The sequence below is a fragment of the Embleya sp. NPDC025285 genome (assembly GCF_055558835.1).
Genome location: NZ_JBVHLU010000008.1, coordinates 1 through 21,812, shown reverse-complemented (window position 1 = coordinate 21,812; position 21,812 = coordinate 1). Strand labels below are relative to the sequence as shown.

The following is a 21,812-nucleotide window of genomic DNA, read 5'->3' as shown; positions in this document are numbered from 1 at the left end:
GCCGTCGCCGCGAGGCGGCCAAGTCCGGCCCCACCCGCCCCCGCTCGGGTGGAGCCTGCTCGGGCGGGGCTCAGCCGTCCTCGCCGGGCGGTGTGCCGCAACTCGGGCCGCCGGGTCCGTCGAACTGCACCGAACCGAAGAAGTCCCGGTAGGTGGGGAAGAAGTTGCCCTTGCCGGTCGGGCCGGCGGAGGTCACGGCCGTGCAGCCGGTGAAGTTCGCGTCGGACCAGAGGTAGATGGTCGAGGGGGTTCGGTTCCAATCCGACTTGGCCCGGTCGTTCATGCCGAGCGCCGCGAGATCCGGGGTGCTCGTCCTCAGTGTGATCATGTCGCCGGTCCCGTCGAGGCCCGAGAACATGCAGTAGTAGCCGTCGGGGCACCGGTCGTATCCGTCGGCGGCGTGCGCCGCGGAGACCGGTGCGGCGGTGGCGGTCGCGGCGGCCACCGCCACGAGCAGTACGGAGAACTTCTTCCTCATCGATGCTCCTCGGCCGAGATGTCGTGAACTCCTGACACCAGGCCAAACGGTCCGATGGCCCGGAGGACACGGCCGCCGCGGTCGGGGTCGACGGAGGTGTGATCCCGCCTCCAAAAAATGCTTGATATTGACAAGCGATCGCGAGTCGGAGAGATTCGATGTTGCCGGGCGACACGCGTTCCCGGTCCGTATCGATGTGCAGCGCGGGGCAGCCCGACCGCGACCCTTCCGTGCCCGGCGGGCGTCGACCCGCGTCGCGACCACGCGATCCACGCACGTGAAGGAGCAGCGACGTGCATCTCGCCCCGACCCCAGCGCAGGACGCTCTGCGGGCAGAACTGCGGGACTATTTCACCCGCCTGATCACCCCCGACGTCCGCGCGGAACTCGACCGCGAGGGCGAGGGAGGCGGCCCCACCACCCGACGGGTGCGCCGGCAACTGGGCGCCGACGGCTGGCTCGGCATCGGTTGGCCGGCCGAGTACGGCGGCCAGGGCAAGGGCCCGGAGATGCAGTTCATCTTCTTCGACGAGGCGTACCGCGCCGGCGCGCCGGTCTCCATGGTCACCCTGAACACCGTCGGCCCGACCCTGATGAAGTTCGGCACCGAGGCGCAGAAGAGCTACTACCTGCCGAGGATCCTCGCCGGCGAGATCATCTTCGCGATCGGCTACAGCGAGCCCTCGGCCGGCACCGACCTGGCGTCGCTGCGCACCCGTGCGGTGCGCGAGGGCGACGAGTGGGTGATCAACGGGCAGAAGATCTTCACCTCGACCGCCCAGGGCGCCGACTGGATCTGGCTCGCCTGCCGCACCGACGTGGACGCCCCCAAGCACAAGGGCATCACGATGATCCTGGTGCCCACCAGCGACCCGGGCTTCTCCTGGACCCCGATCGTCACCGTCGGCGGGATGACCACGACGGCCACGTACTACGACAACATCCGGGTGCCCTACGACAACCTGGTGTTCGAGGAGAACTCGGGCTGGAAGCTGCTCACCAACCAGCTCAACCACGAGCGGGTCGCGCTCGCGGCCCTGGGCATGCAGGCCGAGGACTTCTTCGCCGAGGTGCTGGAATGGGCCCGCGAGACCGAGATCGAGCCGGGCGTCAAGGTGGTCGACCAGCCGTGGGTCCAGCTCAAGTTCGCCGAGACCTACGCCCGACTGTCCGCCGTTCGGATGTTCAGCTGGCGGCTCGTGCACGACGTCGGCAACAACACGCTCAACGCGGGTGACGCGTCGGGCGTGAAGTTCTTCGGCACCGAGGGTGCCATCGAGGTGTATCGCAACCTGATGGAGATCGTCGGCCCGGACGCGACCCTGCGACCCAAGTCGCCCGGCGCGTTCAGCGACGGCCTCCTGGAGGCGATGAACCGCCGCGCGCAGATCAACACCTTCGGCGGCGGCGTCAGCGAGGTCCAGCGCGAGATCGTCGCCATGGTTCGCCTTGGCATGACCCGAGTGAAGCGGTGAAGGACGACATGACCGACCCCAACAGCCAGGACAAGGCCGCCTTCCTCGCGGTCGTCAAGAAGTACGAGGGTGTGCACGACGTCTCCGGCGTGCTCGCGCTCGACCCGGTCAACGGGCCGATGATTCGGCACTGGGCCGAGGCCATGGGCGACACGAACCCGGTGTACACCGACCCCGAGGCCGCCGCCCGCACCCACTTCGGCGAGGTGGTCGCGCCCGCGACCATGCTCCAGGTGTGGATCATGCGCGGCCTGGAGGGCGGCGCCCCGGCGAACTCGGCGACCGGCGAGCTGTACAAACACTTCACCGACAACGGCTTCGGTTCGGTGGTGGCCACCAACTGCGAGCAGGAGTACCTGCGCCCGCTGCGCCTGGGCGAGGTGGTGCAGTACGACCAGCTGATCGAGACCGTCTCCGACGAGAAGACCACCGGCCTGGGCACCGGCCACTTCATCACCACACTGACCAACGTCTACGTCGACGGCGAGGCCGGCCGCGAACTGGTCGGCACGCACCGCTTCCGGATCCTGCGCTACACCCCGCACAAGAAGAAGGCCAAGGCCGCGCCGCCCGCCGAGCGGCCGCTGCGCCCGCGCAAGGTGGTCAACAAGGACAACCAGGCGTACTGGGACGGTGTGGACGCCGGGAAGCTGTTGTTCCAGAAGTGCGCCGCCTGCGCCACCCCGCGCTTCCCGTTCGCGCCCGGCTGCAACAACTGCGCGTCGCTCGAATGGCAGACCGTCGAGTCCACCGGCAAGGGCGTCGTGTACTCGCACGTCACGATGCACTACCCGAGGTTCCCGGCGTTCGACATGCCGTACGCGGTCGGCCTGATCGAACTCGAGGAAGGCGTCCGGATGCTGGGCAACGTGCTCGGCGTCCCGCACGACGAGGTCCGCATCGGGATGCCGGTCGAGCTGGAATTCGTCACCCACGACGCCGAGCTGACCGTGCCCGCGTTCCGAGCGGTTGGGGAGAACTGATGGACTTCAATCTCACCGAGGACCAGCGCGAGCTGTCCTCGCTGGCCGAACGCATCCTCGCCGACCAGTCCACGGACGAGCGGCTGAAGAAGCTCACGCAGTCCGGCGCGGACCTGGACACCGAGTTGTGGGGCAAGATCGCCGAGGCCGGTCTGGTCGGCGCGCTCGTCGAGGAACGGCACGGCGGCGGCGACCTGGGCCTGGTCGGCCTAGCCCTGCTGTTGGAGCAACAGGGCCGGTTCACCGCGCAGATCCCGCTGCTCGACACGGTCGTGTACGGGCTGCTCCCGCTGCTGCGGTTCGGCTCGGACGAGCTGATCGAACGCGACCTGCCCGGGCTCCTGGACGGCTCGCGGATCGTGGCCGGCGCGCTCGCCGAGGTCGGCGCGGGACTGCCCGCCGTACCCAAGGTGACCGCGCGACGGGACGGAGCCGGCTATCGCCTGGACGGCGACAAGCGCGCGGTGGCCTGGCTCACCGTCGCCCACCGGATCCTGGTCACCGCGTCGCTCGACGGCGCGCTCGCGGTGTTCACCGTGGACGCGGACGCCGCCGGGGTCGAGATCGAGGCCGCGCCGACCACCGCGCCGTGGGCGTCGGGCAACCTGAGACTGACCGACGCGCCCGCCCGGCCGGTCGGCACCGTCGAGGACGGCCCCGAGGTCGCCGCGTGGATCGTCGACCGCGCGCGCGTCGCGCTGGCGGCCCAGCAACTGGGCGTGTGCGAGCGCGGCCTGGCCCGCACGGTCGAACACGTGAACGCCCGCGAGCAGTTCGGCAAGCCGCTGTCCACCAAGCAGGGCGTGATGTTGCGCGCCGCCGAGGCGTACATGGACACCGAGGCCATCCGGGTCACCACGCTGGAGGCCGCGTGGCGGATGGACCGGGGCGAGGCGGCCACCGAACAGGCACTGGTCGCACGCTGGTTCGCCTCCGAGGCGGGCAAGCGCGTGGTGCACGCGTGCCAGCACCTGCACGGCGGCACCGGCTCCGACGTCGACCACCCCATCCACCGCCACTTCCTCTGGGGCCGTCAGATCGACGTGACCCTGGGCAGCGGCATCCAACAGCTCGCCGCGCTCGGCAAGCTGCTCGCCCACGTGCCCGCCCAGGGAGGCAGCCGATGACCACCGAGGACCTCGTGAGCCGAACCCACGCGCAGGTGTCCGTCGGCGACGAACTGCCGCCGCTGGCCATTCCGCTGACCCGCACGCTGATCGTGTCGACCGCGCTGGCCACCCGCGACTTCCAGGACGTGCACCACGATCCGCAACTCGCGGCGGACAAGGGCTCGCCGGACATCTTCATGAACATCCTGACCAGCAACGGCCTGGTCGGGCGCTACATCACCGACTGGGCGGGCCCCGAGACCGAACTGCGCAAGGTCGCGATCCGGCTCGGCGCGCCCAACTACCCCGGCGACACCATGACCCTGACCGGCACGGTGACCGCCAAGACCACCGCCGAGGACGGCACCTCGCTCGTGGAGATCGCCGTCGTCGGCGCCAACAAGCTCGGCAACCACGTCACCGGCACGGTCACGGTGAAGCTGCCGGAAGGAGCCGAAGCGTGAGCCTCAAGCACGCCGACAATCTGCGCGGCAAGACCGCCATCGCCGGGATCGGCGCGACCGAGTTCTCCAAGGAGTCCGGTCGCAGCGAGCTGCGCCTGGCCGTCGAGGCGGTCGGCGCCGCGCTCGACGACGCCGGGATCGCGCCGTCCGAGGTGGACGGCCTGGTCAGCTTCACCATGGACACCAACCCCGAGATCGCGGTCGCCGCGGCGGCCGGGATCGGCGACCTGACCTTCTTCAGCCGGATCCACTACGGCGGCGGCGCGGCCTGCGCCACCGTCGCGCAAGCCGCGATGGCGGTCTCGAGCGGGGTCGCGGACGTGGTGGTCTGCTACCGCGCGTTCAACGAGCGCTCCGGTCGCCGGTTCGGCTCCGGCGTACTCCAGCGCGACCCCACCGTCGAGGGCGTGGGCCTGGGGTGGAACATGCCGCACGGCCTGCTCACCCCGGCCTCGTGGGTGGCCATGTTCGCGCAGCGATACCTGCACGTGTACGGCGCGACCACCGAAGCGTTCGGCCACGTCGCGGTCGCCGACCGCAAGCACGCCGCGAACAACCCGAAGGCGTACTTCCACGGCAAGCCGATCACGCTCGAGGACCACCAGAACTCGCGCTGGATCGTCGAGCCGATGCGGTTGCTCGACTGCTGCCAGGAGACCGACGGCGCGCAGGCGATCGTGGTCGTCAGTGCCGAGCGTGCCAAGGACCTGCGGCAGAAGCCCGCGATCATCAACGCGGCCGCACAGGGCGCGGGTCGCCTCCAGGACCAGATGACCAGCTTCTACCGGGACGAGATGACCGGTCTCGCCGAGATGGGCGTGGTCGCCAAGCAGTTGTGGCAGACCTCGGGGCTGACCCCCGACGACATCCAGACGGCGGTGCTCTACGACCACTTCACCCCGTTCGTGCTGATGCAGTTGGAGGAGTTCGGCTTCTGCGGGCGCGGCGAGGCGCCGGCGTTCGTCGCGAACGGCGGGCTGGAACTGGGCGGCAAGCTGCCCACGAACACGCACGGCGGCCAACTGGGCGAGGCGTACCTGCACGGGATGAACGGCATCGCCGAGGGTGTCCGGCAGATCCGCGGCAGCTCGGTCAACCAGGTCGAGAACGTGCACAACGTGCTGGTGACGGCGGGTACCGGGGTGCCGACTTCGGGGCTGGTGCTGGGCGTCGAGTAGGCGGGGGCGGGCGGGGGCGGTGGGCGCGACCGAAGCGGCCGGATGCCACCGGATCGGGCGCCGCCCGTGCCGCGCGCCCGTGCCGCCCGGGTGCCGCCTTGCCGGTGCCGCCCGGTGCCGTTCGCCCGGACCGCCCGGTGCCGCTTTGCCTGGGCCGCTCGGGTGACGCGTCGGCGCGTCGCCCGAGCGGTCCGGCGGATCCGCCGGACGCGGTGCGCAGCGTGGTGGGACGTCCTTTCCCACCACGCCGGGAGGCACCGTGCGCCCTTCGCTCACCCGTCGTATCGCCTCGGCCGTGTTGCTCACCGCCGTGCTCGGCCTGTTGCCGGCCGGGCTCGCCGAGGGTGCCCGCGCACGTTCGGGACAGCCCTTCTTCGTCGACGGGCCGGGCTTCGACACGTGCGAGACACCGACCGTGGAGACCATGCAGGCCTGGCGGGACTCGCCGTACAAGGTGGTCGGGATCTATGTCGCGGGCGACAACCGCGCCTGCCGGAGCAGCCGGTTGACCCGCGACTGGGTCACCGCCGTACATCGCCAGGGCTGGGACTTCCTGCCGATCCAGGTGGGCCTCCAGGCGCCCTGCTCGCAGTCCGGCAAGCCGGGCAGGATCGACCCGGCGCGCGCCGCGGCGCAGGGCGTCGCGGAGGCCGACGACGTGGTGGACCGCAGCACCGCGCTCGGATTCAAGCGCGGCAGCGCGGTCTGGTACGACATGGAGGCGTACGACAACACCGACGCCGCCTGCCGGACCGCGGTGCTGGACTTCGTCTCCGCGTGGTCCGACCGGGTCCGCGAGCGCGGTTTCCTGGCCGGCTACTACAGCAGCCTCGACTCCGGCATCGCCGACCTGGTCGAGGCGGTCGACAAGCGCTCCGTCCCGGACGCGGTCTGGTACGCCCGCTGGGACGATCGCGCGGTCACCACCGGCGACGGCGCGCTCCCCGACGGCTATTGGCGCGACCGGCGCGTGCACCAGTACAGCGGCAACGTCACCGAGACCCACGGCGGCAAGAAGATGAACATCGACCGCAACGCGGTCGACGGACCGGTGGGCGTCTTCTGACCACCCGGTCCACGCGAGGTGACCACCACCACCGGGTCCACGCGGCGCGTGAGCGTCATTCCCGCGCGACGTGAGCACCGGTGCCGTGCGGCACGCCGGTCGGGCCGGGATCGGCCCGACCGGCGACGCCCGTGTCGACGGCTCAGCCCCGGTCGAGTTCGCTGACCTCCAGCGCCCCCTCGGCGTACTGGCTCCGGATCACCTTCTTGTCGAACTTGCCCACGCTGGTCTTGGGCACGGCGGTGATCAGGCTCCACCGCTCGGGCACCTGCCAGCGGGCCACCTTGCCCGCGAGATAGTCGCGCAGTTGCTCGATCGTGGTCTCCGCGCCCTCGCGCAGCACGACCGTGGCCAACGGGCGCTCGCCCCACTTGTCGTCGGGCACGCCCACCACGGCCGCCTCGACCACGTCGTCGTGACCCATCAGGGTGTTCTCCAGCTCGACCGACGAGATCCACTCGCCGCCCGACTTGATCACGTCCTTGGCCCGGTCGGTCAGCCGCAGGAAGCCGTCGGCGGTGATCGTGCCGACGTCGCCGGTACACAACCAGCCGTCCTTGAATCGGCCGCCGCCGCCGGCGTCCACCGATCCCTCGTCGCCGATGTAGGCACCCGCGATCCACGGACCGCGCACCAGCAGTTCGCCGACCGCCTCGCCGTCGAGCGGGACGTCGACACCGTCCGGACCGACCAGTCGGGCCTGCACCGAGGCGGGCAGCCGCCCCTGGGAGATCCGGTACGGGAACGCCTCGTCGCCGGTGAGCCCGGCCGGCGGGCGGGCCACCGAGCCCAGTGGCGAGGTCTCGGTCATCCCCCAGGCGTGGATGATCCGCACTCCGTGCCGTTCCTCGAACGCGTGCATCAGACCGGGCGGGCAGGCCGAGCCGCCCACCACGACCTCCTTCAGCGAGGACACGTCGGTCTTGTGCACGTCGAGGTGGTCGAGCAGGCCGGTCCAGATGGTCGGCACCGCGGCGGCGAACGTCGGCCGCTCGGCGGCGATCATCGTGGCCAGCGGCTCCGCCTGGAGGAACCGGTCGGGCATCAGGATCGACGCGCCGCACAACATCGCCGCGTACGGCAGGCCCCACGCGTTGACGTGGAACATCGGCACCACCGGTAGCAGCATGTCCCCGGAGCCTAGGCCGAAGCCCTCCATCGAGCACACCTGCATGCTGTGCAGGTAGGTCGAACGGTGGCTGTACACCACGCCCTTGGGGTTGCCCGTGGTGCCGGAGGTGTAACACATCGCCGCGCCCTGCCGCTCGTCGATGTCCTCGGCCCAGTCGAACTCGGTCGGCCGTCCGGCGAGCAGGTCGTCGTAGCGGTGCACCTGCTTGCCGCAATCCGCGAGCGGAGCCAGATCGGTGTCGGCGCCGGTGACCACGACGTGTTCGATGGTCCGGAGCTGGGACAGCAGGGGTGCGGCCAGTGCCGCGAGCGAGCCGTCCAGCACCAGCACCCGGTCGTCGGCGTGGTTGGCGATGTAGATCAACTGCTCGGGCGGCAGCCGCAGGTTGAGCGTGTGCAGCACCGCGCCCATCGACGGGATCGCGAGGTAGCACTCCAGGTGCTCCTGGTTGTTCCACAGGAAGGTGGCGACCCGCTCGTCGCCGGTGATGCCGAGCTCGCGCAGGCCGTGGGCGAGTTGCGCGGAGCGCCGACCGACCTCCGCGTAGGTGGCCCGCCTGGGCGCGCCGCCGGTCCAGGTCACCACCTCCGAACCGCCGTGCACCGTGGTGCCGTGTCGCATTATGCGAGCGATCGTCAAGGGCACGTCCTGCATCGTGCTCAGCACTGTGTGGCCTCCCTGCATTCGCCGGACGGGGACCGGTCGAGGTGAAGGGATTCTTTCTCGCGGATCGGGTGGTTGTCAGCCCCCGGAGCGTGCGCTTCCATATGCGCGTCGAGCGCCGGACCACGCGCCCGGCACGATCCGCCGTGCGCCCATACGGGTGAACCAGGCGTGGCGATCGGCCGATCGGACCAGTCGAACGGAAGAATGCGACGGTGTCCCGGTTGCACCGATGACACATCGTTTTCGGTGGAACGCCGCGAGCATTCGGTAATTCCCGCTTTTCCGCTCTTCCGGAGGGGGACCGGCGAGCCCTCGGCTTCCCCTTGGAGGGCGCCCCATGTACCCGCTGGAGGTGCGGTCCGAACCGCACCGACCGTACGACGTCGTGCTGCCGGACGCGCTCGGCCATCCCGTGCTCGGCTTCCGGGACGGCTATTGGTTCCGGCTCGATCGCGACGGGCCGCCGCGTCCGTTGTGCGCGCGCACCGCGATCATCGGACATCCGGAGTCCGCCGGGCCTATCGTGCAGGTCATGTGTTGGTGGATGCGGGAACACCACGACCACCCCCAGGCGATGGATCTCGCCACCGAACTGGCGTTGACCGTCGGCGAGATGAGTCGCCGGCTGCATGCCCAGGGGCCGGCGGCATGGTGAGGCGCTGCGGGTCGGTGCGGATACGGCGGGTGCCGTGCGGCCCTCGGGTGCCGGCGGTCCGGGTGCGGTCGTGTGCGATTCCGTGCTGCCGGACCGGGCCTCGGCGGCGGTGCGGCTGAGCGGGTCCTCGCCCGGACGGGTTCGAGGTTTCGCCCGGGTGGTCCGCTCGTCCGGGTGACGCGCGGGCGGGCCGGCGGTTGGCGGGTGCCGGGTCGGTCGCCGACCCGGCGCGCCGGCCTGCGCGCGCCGCCTGCCCACCCGGGTTCCCTGCCTGGCGTCTGCCTCCCCGGGTCCCCTACTTGGGGGAGGCGATCTTGCCGAGCAGGTCGACGATGCGCTGTTGTACGTCCTCGCGGGTCGACCGCTCGGCCAGGAACAGCACGGTCTCGCCGGTCTGCAGCCGGTGCAGGTCGTGCTCGACCAGGTCGAGCGTGGTGTAGACGACGATCGGCGTCGAGTGCAGGCGCGCGTTGTTGCGCAGCCAGTCCACCACGCCCATCCGGCGCCGGCGCACCAGCATCAGGTCGAGCACCACGAGGTTGGGCTCGACGCTGGACGCCTTGGACACCGCCTCGCTCTCCGAGGCCGCGTGCACCACGTCCATGCCGCGCCGCTCCAGCGACGCGGTGAACGCCGCCGCGATATCCGGATTGCCCTCCACCAGGAGCACCCGCGAGGCGTGTCCGGCACTGTCCGCCGGCGCGAGCGAACGCAGCAGTACGGCCGGGTCGGCGCCGAACGCGGCGTCCCGGGTGGCCTGCATCAGCCCGGCGGTGACCAGCACCGGGATCTGCGCGGCGGTGGCGGCGGTGCGCAGCGACTGGAGCGCGGTACGGGTGATCGGCCCGGTCAGCGGATCCACGAACAGCGCGGCGGGCTGCACCGGGACGCTCGCGTCCACCTCCTCGCGCGAACGCACCAGGAGCGGACTCCAACCGCGCGCGGTCAACGCGCCCGCCGTCGCCCCGTCCGGCTCGGGCCAGACCAGCAGTCGGCGCGGCTGCCCGTCCGGTGCGGGCGTGACCATGGTCGGCAGGTCGGCGCCGGACATCGCCTCGGCGTCCCCGGGCGGCGCGGCCGGGAAGCCGGGTCGCCGGCCCTGGACCGGAATCGGTTGATCCGGCCCGGCAGGGATCGGTGGCAACAACTCGGTCGGCATGTCGGCGGCGGCGGGCCGGCCCGGCCGATCCTGCACGCTGGTGGTTCGTCCGGCACCGTCCGAGGTACGACCCTGGGCCGGGATGGCCGCCGGCGGCGTGGACAACCGGCGCCGGGCCTGCGCGCCCTGCGGGGTGTGCGTGCCGTTGAGCCGCCCGCCGGCCGCCGGCGCGGACGCGGGCGAAGCGGTGGCGGCGGGTCGTTGCGGCAGCGCGGTCGGCTCGGGCCGCTCGACCTCGGCCCCGACCTGGCGGGCGACCCCGCGGTGCGATCCGGACGGTCCGTCGGCGGACTCGCCGGCGTCGTGCGTGTCGCGCGAGGGCCGGCCGCGCCGCGAACGCGGCGGATAGACCGCCTCGAACGCGCCGCTGTTGTTGCGCGCGGCCTCCTCGGCCTCGTCGTACCCGTCCGAGTCGGGCCGCTCGTGCCCGCCTTCGGCGGAACCCGTGCTCGCCGGCACCAGCGGCACCGGCGCGACCGTGCCCGGCGGCAACGCGAACGGTCCCTGCGGCGCGGCGGCCACCGAACCGGGCGGTGGCGGTGCGGGCACCGGCGGGGTGGACGAACCGGCCGGCTCCAGGCGGGCCCGAGGCGGCTGCGCACCGCGTCCGCGCACGGCGAGTTCGACGCCGCTGCCCGGCGCGGGCGCGGGTCGCGCGGCGGCGTTCCCGGCCCGCTCGACCTCCGCACGACCCTTCGGCTCCGCGGTGTCGGCCCCGCTCTTCGGCTCGGCGGCCTCGCCGTCGTCCGCGTCGTCCGCTTCCGGACCGGTCGACTCGGCCGCGGCGTCCTCGTCCTCGTCGGTCGGCTTCGCGGCGCCCTCGGCCTCGCTCTTCCCGTCCTTGCCCTTGTCGCCGTCGCCCTTACCCTTGCCGGCCTTGTCGGCGGCCGGGTCCGGTCGGCCCGCCTGGCGCGCCCGGCGGCCCTTGGCCGCGCGGTGCTCGCCGGAGCTTTCGACCTGTTCGGCGGCCTCCGCGTCGGCGGGCAACTCGACCACGTACGTGCTGCCTCGGCCGGGCATCGTGTGCGACTCGACGGTGCCGCCGTGCGCCTCGACGACCGCGCGCGCGAGCGGGACCCGGACGGCACTGCCCCGGCTCTCCGGACCGCGCACCTCGATCCGGGCGAGATCGCCGCGCTGGGCCGCCGCGACCACGACGGTGGAACCCTCGGGTCCGGCCGCGACGACGTCCGCGAGCAGGTGGCCCAGGGCTCGGGTCATCGCGTCCACGTCCACCCGCACCCCGACCGGGGACGCGTTCACCGCGAACTCCACGCCCGCGCCGCGCGCGAGGTAGGTCACCGTCTCCATGGCCCGATCGACGAGGTCGTCCACCGTGGTCGGCACCCGCTCGGGCTCGGCCGCCCCGTCGGTGTCCTGCGGCTCGGCCGGTTCGGTACCGGCCGCCTGGTGCGCGAGCACCTCGCCCGCGAGCTCCTCCAGGCTCTCCAACTCGCCCGCGACCTGACGCACCATCCGCCGGGCGCCGTGACCGACGTCACCGGCCGCTCCGTCGGCCACCTTCTTCAGTCGACCGCGCACCGCCGCGAGCCGCCCCAGTATCTCGCCGTCGACCAACTCGGCGAGCTGGGACCGACGTTCGCCGAGCAGCTTCTCGCGCGCGGTGTCGCTGAAGGTCATCACGGCGCCGACCACGGCACCGCCGAGCAGGATCGGCGCGGTGATCATGTCCACCGTCACGTAGCCCTCGTCGCCGCGCCACAACACCTGGTCGCGCAGCCGCTGCCGGCGACCGTTGCCCAGGGTGACCAGCGGCGGGCACTCCTCGGCGGGCAGCGTGGTGCCGTCGGCGCGGGCGTGCATGAGCAGTTCGTGCACGTTCCGGCCGCCGAGGTCGCTCGCGCGATGGCGCAGGATCCGGGCGGCGGCCGGGTTGGCCAGCACGATGTTGCCCTCGGCGTCGATGCCGATGATGCCCTCGCAGGCCGCGCGCAGGATCATCTCGGTCTGCCGTTGCTGGCGCGCGAGTTCTGCCTCGACGTCGACCTTTCCGGTCAGGTCGCGCACGACGATCATCAGCAACTCGTCGTCGTACCCGGCGGGCAGGTTCGCGCTGGTCACCTCGACCGGGAACACGCCGCCGTCGGTGCGGTGCGCGGACATCCGGGTCGGCTTGGTCCGGGTGTCGCGCGAGTCGTTGGCCCGGACCGAACCCGGGATGCGCCGGTGGTCGAACGAGGGCAACAGATCGAGAAGCCCGCGACCCACCACGGGAGTACCCGGCGCCTCCAGGACCTCCAGTGCCATGGCGTTCGCATTGACGACGGTGCCGTTGCGATTCACCAGCAGAAGAGCGTCCGGCAGGGCGTCGAGTATGGCGGCGAGGCGAGCAGCGCCTCGGGATGGCCTGCTGCTCACGAAGCGCGTACCTCCTCCGGTCCTCGTACTGCGCGACGGCCATCTTGCCCGTCGCCGCCGAGGCATGTCACGACCGACTATCCCATTGTTTTTGCAGTCACGTTGACGAGCCTAGTAATCTGTTCCTCGTCGGCAAACACCGATGGAGGCTTCGCCTAGTCCGGTCTATGGCGCCGCACTGCTAATGCGGTTTGGGTTCATCCCCATCCCGGGTTCAAATCCCGGAGCCTCCGCTTCACGAACAGCCCGTCCGGTCCCACCGGGCGGGCTGTTTCGCGCCCATGGCGATGATGTTTCGGTGAGCGCACGGCGACCGCGGGTCACGACTCGGGACGTGATGTCCGATATAAGGCTCTTTTCCGGAGCCGTCGCCCGACTCGCCGCCCACCCGATCCGAGCGCCTCGCCCGGCCCGTCGCCTGCGGCCCGCGATCCGCCCACCCGACACGGCGAAGCGCCTTCCGATTCCCCCACCGGCCGACATGTCCGAAAAGGCGCTTTCAGCTCACAGCGAACAGAGTGAGAGCACCCCCGCGCGCGTCGCCGCGGGGACGTCACGGGGACGACATGGGATGACATCCACGCCGGCGACCGACTCCTCACCAAGCTCGCCGGCCTCCGTCGGCCATTCTCCGAAGAGCCCCGCCGACCACCCGCCCGCCCCGCCCGTCCCGTCGCCGATCACCCTCCAAATGAAGGTGCTTGATCACCAAATGCCCGACTCCGACCGACCCTCGAACAATGGATTTCACCCCCGGCCGGGGAGCATGTATTGTTGACCTCGGTCAAAGCGACCAAGCGCTCGTAGCTCAACGGATAGAGCATCTGACTACGGATCAGAAGGTTGCAGGTTCGAATCCTGCCGAGCGCACAAGATTGTGCTTCCGATACAGGCCAGACCTCGAACAGGGTCTGGCCTGTTTTGCGTTTTCGAACTCGCAGACCGGTCCGGCCGAGTCCACGTCGAGGCGACTTGTCGAAGCCGGACCGCCGGTTTGCCGGCGATCAGCCGAAGGGTGCGCCGACGCGGACGACGGCGCATTCACTCGGCCCGACACCGCTTCGGGTCCGGACGGTTGACGGGCACCCCCGGATCGATGCGCGCGCCGAGCACGCGCCGTTCATGCCCGCCCGTGCGCCGCCCGGTCGGCTGTCCCCGGCCGGGCCGAATGGCTGAAGGCTCGTTCGATACCCGGACATCGGGGCACCCGTTCCTTCTCGGACTTGTTCCCCAGGGAGGCCGGATTGCCCGCCAGCCACGCCGTACCCCGCTCGCGCAGCGGAGTGCTGCGGACGAAACCCGTGGACGCCATCCTCGAGGAGAGCGGCGGCGGCGGCGAAGGCGGGGAGGAAACCGGCCTGCGGCGCACCATGGGGCTGCTCGAACTGACCTTCTTCAGTGTCGGCGCGACCCTGGGCACCGGCATCTTCGTGATCCTGGGCGAGGCGGTGCCCAAGGCCGGCCCGGCCGTGGTGATCTCGTTCCTGCTCGCGGCGATCACCGCGCTGTTCTCGGCGCTGTCCTACGCCGAACTCGCCGGGACCATCCCGGTGTCCGGCTCGTCCTACTCCTACGCGTACGCCACCCTCGGCGAAGGCATCGCGTGGGTGTGCGGGTGGTGCCTGCTGCTGGAGTACGGCGTGTCCATCTCCGCCGTCGCGGTCGGCTGGGGGCAGTACGTCAACGAACTGCTCGACTCCGCCTTCGGGGTCAGCCTCCCCGACGCGATCAGCCAACCACCCGGTGACGGCGGTACGTTCAACGTCCCGGCCGTGATCGTCGTGCTGCTCGCGGTGATCCTGCTGATGCGCGGCGTGTCGGAGAGCGCCGTGGCCAACACGATCATGGTCTTCATCAAGCTGATCACGCTCGCGTTCTTCTGCGCGATCGCCTTCACCGCGTTCGAGGACGGCAACCTCTCCCCGTTCGCACCGCTGGGCGTGGCCGGGATCAGCGCCGGCGCGTCCCAGGTGTTCTTCTCCTATATCGGCTTCGACGCCGCCTCCACGGCCGGCGAGGAGGCCAAGAACCCGCGCCGGGACCTGCCGTTGGCGATCCTGATCTCGCTCGCGATCGTCACGATCGTCTACGTCGCGGTCGCGCTCGCGGCGCTCGGCGCGTTGCCCTGGCAGGAGTTCGAGGGCAGCGAGGCGACCCTCGCGAAGATCGTCACCGATGTCACCGGCAGCTCCTGGGCGTCCACGATCCTGTCCGCCGGCGCCATCATCTCGATCGCCAGCGTCGTGCTGACCGTGCTGTACGGGCAGACCCGAATCCTGTTCGCGATGTCCCGGGACGGCCTGATCCCGCCGATCTTCGCGAAGGTGAACCGGCGTACCCAGAGCCCGGTGGCGAACACGCTGATCACCGGCACGTGGGTGGCCGCACTCGCCGCGCTGGTCCCGCTCGGCCGACTCACCGAGGCCACCAGCATCGGCACCCTGTTCGCGTTCGCGCTGGTCAACATCGGCGTGATCGTGCTCCGCCGGACCCGGCCCGACCTGCCGCGTGGCTTCAGCACCCCGTTCTTCCCGATCACCCCGATCCTGGGCGTCGGCTTCTGCGTCTACCTGATGGCCCGGCTCTCCGGCACCACGTGGCAGGTCTTCCTGGTCTGGATGGCGGCCGGCGTGGCGATCTACTTCCTGTACGGCTACCGCCACTCGCGTTGGCGTGCCCGATCCGCCGACGCCGAGGTGGGCCCGTGAGCGGGGACGGCGCGCGGATGCGCATCGTGGTGGGCTGCCGGCCGGAGCCGCGCGGCCAGGACGCGCTGGCGCTGGGCATGCTGCTCGCCCGGCAATTGGGCGCCGGCGTCGTGCTCGCGCACATCCAACCGCCCGCGCTGCCCGGCGCGGGGGTGGGCGCCGTGGACGCGGAGTGGCGCGCGTTCCTGCGCGAGGAGACCGAGTGGCTGCTCAACGACGCGGAGAGCCGCATTCGCGACTGGGCCCCGGAACTGCCGGTGGAACGCGCGATCGGCCACAACCGCGGCAGCGGCCGAGGGCTGGCCCGGATCGCCGAGAGTCACGGCGCCGCGCTCGTGGTGCTGGGGCCGGCCCCGGGCGGCCGGACCGCGCGCGTCGCGCTCGGCAGCACCGCCGATCAACTCCTGCACGGCTCACCGGTGCCGGTCGCGCTGGCCCCACGCGGCTTCGCCGACCACCCGCCGCCTCGCATCGCCCGGTGCACGATCGCCTACCAGCGCGAGCCGCGGCTCACCGGAGTGCTCACCTGCGGCGTGGAGTTCGCCCGCCGACTCGATGCCGACGTGCGGCTGCTCACCCTGGTGCTGCGCCCGGTCCGGCTGTACTCGGGCAAGCAGCACCAGTCCGCCGAGCACCAGGTATTGCGGGCCGCGCGCGAACAGGCCCGGCAGGACCTCGCGACGGCGATGGCCGAGATCGACGTGCCGGTCGACGCGGAGACCGCCGAGGGCGACGACGTACGCGCCGCGATGGACACCGTCACCTGGGCCGACGACCTGCTGATCTGCGCGTCCAGCACGGTCGGCCCGGTCAAACGGGTCTTCGTCGGCGACGTTTCGCACAAGATCGTCCGCAATGCCCGCACTCCGGTCATGGTCCTGCCCCGCGGCGTTCGAGCCGAACTGTGGGACACGCCCGACCCAAGGTGATCTCGGCCGGGACGAACCGACCACGACCACCGCTACCCGGCCCCGCCCCCTCGGCCCCCGGTCACCCTCACGCCGCCGGCACCGCCCTGACCGACGCCGCCGGCTCCGCCTCCACGTCGCCCGCCCACCGGTTCGGCGCCGCCGCCACCTCCCGCCACCACGGCTCCACCTCGGCCCCGTCGACCAGCGCCGGCTCGAACAGCGCGCCGGGACGCGGGATCACCAGATCGGTGTCCAGCGCCCGAGCCGCCGCCACCGACCGCTCGGCGGGCTCCTCCCAAGCATGCGGCGCCAGATCGAACGTCCCCCAATGGATCGGCAACATCAACCCACCACCCAGCTCCGTGTGCGCCTGCACCGCGCCCTCCGGGTGCAGATGCACCTCGGGCCACGCCTCCGCGTACGCGCCGGCCTGAATCATCGTCAGGTCGAACGGCCCGTGCTCGCGCCCGATGTCCGCGAAGCCCGGGAAATAGCCGCTGTCCCCGCTGTGGAACACCCGGTGCCGGGGCCCGGCCACCACCCACGATGCCCACAGCACGGTGCCCAGCACCCGCGCGCCGCGATTGCAGTAGTGCCGCGCCGGCGTCGCGGTGAAAGTCAGCCCGGCGACCTCGCCCGCCTCGTGCCAGTCCAGCTCGGTGATCCGCTCCGCGCCGACGCCCCACCGCTCCAGGTGTGCCCCGATGCCCAGCGGCACCACGAACGCCGCGTCGCGCCCGGCCAGGGCCCGGATCGTGGCCATGTCGAGGTGGTCGTAGTGGTCGTGCGAGACGACCACGACGTCCACCTCGGGCAGGTCGGCGAAGCGCACCGGCACCGCGTGCAGCCGCGCCGGGCCGAACGCCGCCGACGGCGAGCACCGCGTGCTCCAGACCGGGTCGAACAGGACCCGCACACCGTCCAGGTCGACCAGCACGGTCGCGTGCCCGAGCCAACACGCGCGCAGCCCGGTCATCGGCGTCCGGGCGAAGTCCAACGCGGACGGGGTGACCAGCGGAATGGCGCCGGCCGGCCGACGCAATCCGGCCGCGGCCTTCTGCGCGCGCAACATCTTGCCGATCGCGCCGGGGCTGCCACGCCGAGTCGGCACCGGATTCCGGAACGCGCCGTCGCGGAAGTGCGGTGATCCCTGGATGCGCGCCAGGCGCTCACCGGCGGGTCTGGCGCCGAACGCAGCGGGCGCCAAAGACGTCAAGAAGTGCCCGGCCACATGGACTCCTCGGGCAAGCGGGGCCTTCGGCCGACCGTGCTGAGGCCGGACCGGCGACCGGTGATCGGGATGAGTGGAGATTAACCCGGCCTCCATGGCTGAAACGTCGTCCCGGGGGAGGGGGTGCACCCGTACCGCTCCTCCCCTCGGAGTAGGGGTCGGACGAACGCGGGAGTGCTTTGTCCGAGAACCGACCCCTCGATACCGGGTTGCGCCGTCCGAGTGAGCGAAGCGTTGCCCCACCGGCCCCACCCCTGTCGGCTCACGTGAGTAGGGTCGAGCCATCGCCACGGGGGATGACGGCGCATCAGTCCCCTTGTACGGCATGGTTCTTGCGCCCGGTCACGGTTCCCACGGCGGAGCCCCGCAACCACCGCGACCACCGTGACCAACCGCAGCCACCCCGCACGGACAGCACACCCACAGCCACCCGAACAGAGCAGCGGAGCCGAGGAGTCGTCATGCCCGAGACCCGTACCTACCTTGAGTTGTCCGAAGAAGGCGACGGCGCGCACAAGTACTACGAGGTCGTCGTCGACGGCGTCGACGTCACGGTCACGTACGGGCGGATCGGGGCCAAGGGCCAGACCGGCACGGTGACCCACGCCACCCCGGAGAAGGCCGCCGCGGACGCCAAGAAGAAGGTCGCGGCCAAGCTGCGCAAGGGCTACGAGCCCGCGGTACAGGGCGTTCGCCAGCCGCGCGCGATCACCCGCCGCGAGATCGTGTCCCGGCCGACCACGGCCCGCAACTCGGCGCCGGTGTTGTGGCGCTACCGCACCGGCTCCTCCGCGTTCGGCATCTTCGTCGACTCCGAGCGGGTGTTGGTGGGCAACCAGCGCGGCGACGTGTGGTTCCTGGACCACACCGGCGAGGTCACCGGCCGCTACCAACTGCCCAACGGCGTCAAGTGCATCGTCGCGGACGACTCGTGGATCTACGCCGGTTGCGACAACGGCAACGTGTACGACGTCGGCGGCAAGGCCCCGCGGGTGGCCTACGAGATCACCGACAACATCGACATCTACTGGCTCGACATCCACGACGGCGTGCTGGGCGTGTCCGACTCCAACGGCGGCTGCACCACCATCGACCACGAGGACGAGTCGTTGTGGGCCGCGGCCACCAACGGCACCGGCGCGTGGATGGTGCGCTGCGACGAGAACGCGATCTTCCACGGGCACAGCGCGGGCGTCCAGGCGTTCGCGGCCGGCGACGGCAAGGAGCTGTGGCGGACCAAGACCCGGGGCGGCGTGCTGTTCGGGTGGCAGGAGAAGGACGACGTCTACGCCGGCACCTCCGGCAACAAGGTGCACCGGATCGCCAAGTCGGACGGCACGATCCGCACCACCTACGACTGCGACGCGTCGGTGTTCTCCTGCGCGACCGCCGAGAACGGCAAGTACGTCTTCGCCGGCGACAGTTCCTCCACGGTCTACTGCTTCGCCGAGGACGGCAAGCGACTGTGGAAGCTGGGCACCACGTGCGGCTCGGCCTACTCGATGCAGTACCACGACGAGCGGCTGTACATCGTCACCACGGACGGCTCGCTGGCCTGCATCGACGTGAGCGAGGCGGCGATCGAGGCGGCCCAGGTCGGCACCGTTCCGCAGGTGCGCGACGTCAAGGCGGCCACGATCGAGGCGGTGGTGCCGACCACCGAGGTGGCCACCACCACCGACGCGGGCACCGGCGTCGTGGTCGAGTGTGTCGACCAGGGCGGCGGCCGGCTGCGGGTGCACGTGGTCACGGCCGGCTACGAGAGCGGCTGGAACGTGCAGTTCCCGAAGAACGTCCGGGTCGCCGGCGCGCGCTACGTGGTGGACTCGGTACACCCGGCCGACCGCGGCGGCTTCTACCGCGTGCGCGGCGAGATCCGTCGACTGGTCTGAGTCGACCGGGCCGGCTCGGACCCGCCGGGATCCGCCGAACAGGTCCGCAAGCCCCGCCGAAACGCCGAAGGGCGGCGCTCCCGAGGGGAGCGCCGCCCTTCGGCGCGATCGCACGGACCGCTCAGGGCCGCTTGTGCTCCGCAGGCTCCCGCTGCTCGGCGGTCCACCCGGCGAGCGGCGGCGTGGTCTCGTCGGCCTTGCGCTTGGCCAGGGCCGCCACCCGCTGCTCGTGCCGGGCACCGAACAACTGGGGCAGCGTGGGCGTGGTCAGGAAGCCCTCGGCCCGGGCCGCCGCGATGCCGATCCGAGGCAGCTCGCTCGCCTTGCGGAAGCAGATGTAGCGCGGCTCCCAGATCGGCCGGTACTTCTCGTTGGCCCGGTACAGCGATTCGATCTGCCACCAGCGCGAGAAGAACACCAGGACGGTGCGCCACAACCGCAGCACCGGGCCCGCGCCCAGCTTGTTGCCGCGCTCGAAGACCGAGCGGAACATCGCGAAGTTGAGCGAGATCCGCTCGATGTCGACCGGCGAGGTCGGCTCGGGAGCGGCCTCGGCGTCCGGCTCCGGCGCGCGGCCCTTCCCCTTGCCCTTGGCGGGCTTGGCGTTCGCCGCGGCGTACGCCTTCGCACCCTCTATCACGTCCAGCACCATGAACTCGATCAGACCGTTGTCCGAGTCCCGGTCGCGGCGCATCAGGTCCAGCGAGACGCCCTTGCAGCCCCACGGTACGAAGCTCAGCACCGCACGCAGCCGACCCTCGTCGTCCATGCACTCGACCATCAGGCAGCGCCCGTCGTCGGGGTCGCCCAATCGGCCCAGCGCCATCGAGAAGCCGCGCTCGGTCTGCCCGTCCCGCCAGTGGTCGGCCAGGTCGAGCAGTTCGCGCATCTCGCCCTCGGGGATGTCCTCGTGCCGGCGTACCCGAGTGGTGTAGCCGGCCCGCTTGACCCGGTTGTACGCCTGCCGGACGCCCCGCATCGCGCGGCCCTCCAGGCTGAACTCGGCCACCTCGACGATCGCTTCGTCGCCCAGCTCCAGCGCGTCCAGACCGTGCCGGGCGAAGATCGTGCCGGCCTCCTCGCTGGCACCCATCACGGCCGGCACCCACGCGCGGTCCTCGGCCTCGGCGAGCCAGCGGTCGATCGCGCCGGGCCACGCCTCGGGGTCGCCGATCGGGTCGCCGGACGCGAGCGAGACGCCGCCCACGACCCGGTAGGCGACGGCCGCCTTACCGCTGGGCGACCACATCACCGCCTTGTCCCGACGCAGCGCGAAGTAGCCGAGCGAGTCGCGCTCGCCCTGCTTGTCGAGCAGTTCGCGCAGCAGCACCTCGTCGTCGGGGGTGAGCAACTCGCGCCCCTTGGGCGCGCGGAACAGCACGAACAGGACCAGCAGGAACAACATCACGCCGGCCACGTTGATCACGATGTCGACCCAGCGCGGCACCGACACGGAGCCCAGGTCGCTGTCCGGCGCGAGGGTGAAGATGCGCAGCACCGCGTACAGGATCCGGTCGCCCATGCTGGAGGTGGGGATCCGGTCGGTCGCGTTGACCAGGGTCGAGCCGAGCACCACGCCGACCACCGCGCCGCCGGCCAGCACCAGGCCCGCCTTGAGCACGTTGCCCCGGTCACCCTTGGCGCCGAACTCGGCGAAGCTGAGCAGCAGTGCGACGCAGATCAGGAGGGTGATGATCGTCGACGACCAGTTGAACGGGTGTTGCCGCAGGTCGTCGAACCACAAGGCCCAGATGTACACGCCGGTGGACGGCACCAGCAGGATCGCCGTGAACGCCCAGGCGGCCCGCTTGCGGCGGGCGAGCATGATGGCCAGGAAAGCCGCGAGCGCGGCCGAGGTGAAGCCGGACGTGACCAGGAACGGGGTGTAGTACTCCCCCGTGTCGTGGTGTCGTACCCGGTCCCGCAACGGGACCGAGATCGCCGAGACGAGGTCGAGCGCCGCCACGATCCGCAGATACCAGATCAGCACCCCAGCCGAGATCCCGCGCACGCGCTCGGCGGCCGGGGTGCCGGTGCCGTTCTTGTTGTGGCCGTTCGCGGCGGCCCGCGTCGTGGCAGACACCGTGCTCCTCGATTGTGGGGTGGTGGAAGAGTCTCCTGTGTCTTATGTCCAGGATTGCGACTCTTCGTAACGCTCGCACAACAGCGTAGACACGCACCAAGGTATTTGGATGCGCACGACGGCCCCGTTGTACGTCATCCCACGGAGGGATACCCGATCGTTTGCTAATCCCAATGGTGGATAAGCGCGGAGCGGACGCACGGCGGGGCCGGTGCGGCATGAATGGACACGCCGCACCGGCCC

At 71.2% G+C, this 21,812-nt stretch carries 15 protein-coding genes and 2 tRNA genes; 12 read left to right on the top strand and 5 right to left on the bottom strand.

The genetic code is table 11. From position 1 onward, the window contains the following. Positions 1–70 precede the first annotated feature (70 nt). Positions 71–478 carry a peptidase inhibitor family I36 protein gene (locus ACZ4FV_RS07165; protein WP_395867536.1) on the bottom strand — a complete coding sequence of 136 codons (408 nt, stop codon included), beginning with the start codon at positions 476–478 and terminating at the stop codon, positions 71–73. Positions 479–771: 293 nt separating this feature from the next. Here ACZ4FV_RS07165 and ACZ4FV_RS07160 point away from each other — a divergent pair, with 293 nt between their 5' ends. The 6 genes from ACZ4FV_RS07160 (at position 772) to ACZ4FV_RS07135 (ending at position 6,753) form a co-directional block, all read left to right on the top strand. Continuing rightward, positions 772–1,953 carry an acyl-CoA dehydrogenase family protein gene (locus ACZ4FV_RS07160; RefSeq protein ID WP_395867534.1) on the top strand — a complete coding sequence of 394 codons (1,182 nt, stop codon included), beginning with the start codon at positions 772–774 and terminating at the stop codon, positions 1,951–1,953. 8 nt (positions 1,954–1,961) lie between these two features. Beyond that, a complete protein-coding gene (locus ACZ4FV_RS07155) occupies positions 1,962–2,936 on the top strand; it encodes a bifunctional MaoC family dehydratase N-terminal/OB-fold nucleic acid binding domain-containing protein (protein ID WP_465322081.1) in 975 nt (324 codons plus the stop codon). Next, the gene (locus tag ACZ4FV_RS07150; protein ID WP_465322080.1) at positions 2,936–4,063 is read left to right on the top strand and encodes an acyl-CoA dehydrogenase family protein; all 1,128 of its coding nucleotides are present in this window, start codon (positions 2,936–2,938) and stop codon (positions 4,061–4,063) included. Before ACZ4FV_RS07155 ends, ACZ4FV_RS07150 begins: the two co-directional genes overlap by 1 nt. Continuing rightward, on the top strand, positions 4,060–4,509 hold the full coding sequence (locus ACZ4FV_RS07145; protein WP_395867528.1) for a MaoC family dehydratase: 450 nt from the start codon (positions 4,060–4,062) through the stop codon (positions 4,507–4,509). The genes ACZ4FV_RS07150 and ACZ4FV_RS07145 overlap by 4 nt, the downstream gene beginning before the upstream one ends. Then, the gene (locus tag ACZ4FV_RS07140; protein WP_395867526.1) at positions 4,506–5,687 is read left to right on the top strand and encodes a lipid-transfer protein; all 1,182 of its coding nucleotides are present in this window, start codon (positions 4,506–4,508) and stop codon (positions 5,685–5,687) included. Before ACZ4FV_RS07145 ends, ACZ4FV_RS07140 begins: the two co-directional genes overlap by 4 nt. Positions 5,688–5,946: 259 nt before the next feature. Beyond that, entirely contained in the window at positions 5,947–6,753 is an 807-nt protein-coding gene (locus ACZ4FV_RS07135) for a DUF1906 domain-containing protein (protein WP_402234648.1), read from the top strand. 142 nt (positions 6,754–6,895) lie between these two features. Here ACZ4FV_RS07135 and ACZ4FV_RS07130 read toward each other — a convergent pair whose 3' ends face one another. After that, complete coding sequence (locus ACZ4FV_RS07130) at positions 6,896–8,551, bottom strand: long-chain fatty acid--CoA ligase (RefSeq protein WP_395867522.1); 1,656 nt, start codon at positions 8,549–8,551, stop codon at positions 6,896–6,898. Positions 8,552–8,888: 337 nt separating this feature from the next. Here ACZ4FV_RS07130 and ACZ4FV_RS07125 point away from each other — a divergent pair, with 337 nt between their 5' ends. After that, positions 8,889–9,206 carry a hypothetical protein gene (locus ACZ4FV_RS07125; RefSeq protein WP_391587367.1) on the top strand — a complete coding sequence of 106 codons (318 nt, stop codon included), beginning with the start codon at positions 8,889–8,891 and terminating at the stop codon, positions 9,204–9,206. 295 nt (positions 9,207–9,501) lie between these two features. Here the strand turns inward: ACZ4FV_RS07125 and ACZ4FV_RS07120 are convergent, their stop codons facing one another. After that, the gene (locus ACZ4FV_RS07120; protein ID WP_402234646.1) at positions 9,502–12,744 is read right to left on the bottom strand and encodes a PAS domain-containing protein; all 3,243 of its coding nucleotides are present in this window, start codon (positions 12,742–12,744) and stop codon (positions 9,502–9,504) included. Positions 12,745–12,888: 144 nt separating this feature from the next. Between ACZ4FV_RS07120 and ACZ4FV_RS07115 the strand changes: the two genes are divergently transcribed. The 4 genes from ACZ4FV_RS07115 to ACZ4FV_RS07100 all read left to right on the top strand — a co-directional run bounded on the left by ACZ4FV_RS07115 (position 12,889) and on the right by ACZ4FV_RS07100 (position 16,381). Next, positions 12,889–12,977: transfer RNA gene (locus tag ACZ4FV_RS07115), tRNA-Ser, on the top strand. Between the two features lie 564 nt (positions 12,978–13,541). Next, a tRNA-Arg gene (locus tag ACZ4FV_RS07110) sits at positions 13,542–13,614 on the top strand. Between the two features lie 374 nt (positions 13,615–13,988). Then, on the top strand, positions 13,989–15,452 hold the full coding sequence (locus ACZ4FV_RS07105; protein ID WP_395867518.1) for an amino acid permease: 1,464 nt from the start codon (positions 13,989–13,991) through the stop codon (positions 15,450–15,452). Further along, complete coding sequence (locus ACZ4FV_RS07100; protein ID WP_395867516.1) at positions 15,449–16,381, top strand: universal stress protein; 933 nt, start codon at positions 15,449–15,451, stop codon at positions 16,379–16,381. Before ACZ4FV_RS07105 ends, ACZ4FV_RS07100 begins: the two co-directional genes overlap by 4 nt. A 67-nt stretch (positions 16,382–16,448) precedes the next feature. On the opposite strand, the gene ACZ4FV_RS07095 is transcribed toward ACZ4FV_RS07100, so the two are convergent. Then, on the bottom strand, positions 16,449–17,594 hold the full coding sequence (locus ACZ4FV_RS07095; RefSeq protein WP_465322078.1) for an MBL fold metallo-hydrolase: 1,146 nt from the start codon (positions 17,592–17,594) through the stop codon (positions 16,449–16,451). Positions 17,595–18,055: 461 nt separating this feature from the next. Between ACZ4FV_RS07095 and ACZ4FV_RS07090 the strand changes: the two genes are divergently transcribed. Continuing rightward, positions 18,056–19,486, top strand: a complete 1,431-nt coding sequence (locus ACZ4FV_RS07090) for a WGR domain-containing protein (protein WP_395867512.1) — start codon at positions 18,056–18,058, stop codon at positions 19,484–19,486. 121 nt (positions 19,487–19,607) lie between these two features. Here the strand turns inward: ACZ4FV_RS07090 and ACZ4FV_RS07085 are convergent, their stop codons facing one another. Next, positions 19,608–21,569: a phosphatidylglycerol lysyltransferase domain-containing protein gene (locus tag ACZ4FV_RS07085; RefSeq protein ID WP_402234641.1), complete on the bottom strand. Its 1,962-nt coding sequence runs from the start codon at positions 21,567–21,569 to the stop codon at positions 19,608–19,610. Positions 21,570–21,812 lie beyond the last annotated feature (243 nt).

Excerpts from the sequence above, each read along its gene's own strand:
- ACZ4FV_RS07090 (WP_395867512.1), top strand. The coding sequence starts at position 18,056 with ATGCCCGAGACCCGTACCTACCTTGAGTTGTCCGAAGAAGGCGACGGC.
- ACZ4FV_RS07165 (WP_395867536.1), bottom strand. The coding sequence starts at position 478 with ATGAGGAAGAAGTTCTCCGTACTGCTCGTGGCGGTGGCCGCCGCGACC.
- ACZ4FV_RS07150 (WP_465322080.1), top strand. The coding sequence starts at position 2,936 with ATGGACTTCAATCTCACCGAGGACCAGCGCGAGCTGTCCTCGCTGGCC.
- ACZ4FV_RS07125 (WP_391587367.1), top strand. The coding sequence starts at position 8,889 with ATGTACCCGCTGGAGGTGCGGTCCGAACCGCACCGACCGTACGACGTC.
- ACZ4FV_RS07145 (WP_395867528.1), top strand. The coding sequence starts at position 4,060 with ATGACCACCGAGGACCTCGTGAGCCGAACCCACGCGCAGGTGTCCGTC.
- ACZ4FV_RS07155 (WP_465322081.1), top strand. The coding sequence starts at position 1,962 with ATGACCGACCCCAACAGCCAGGACAAGGCCGCCTTCCTCGCGGTCGTC.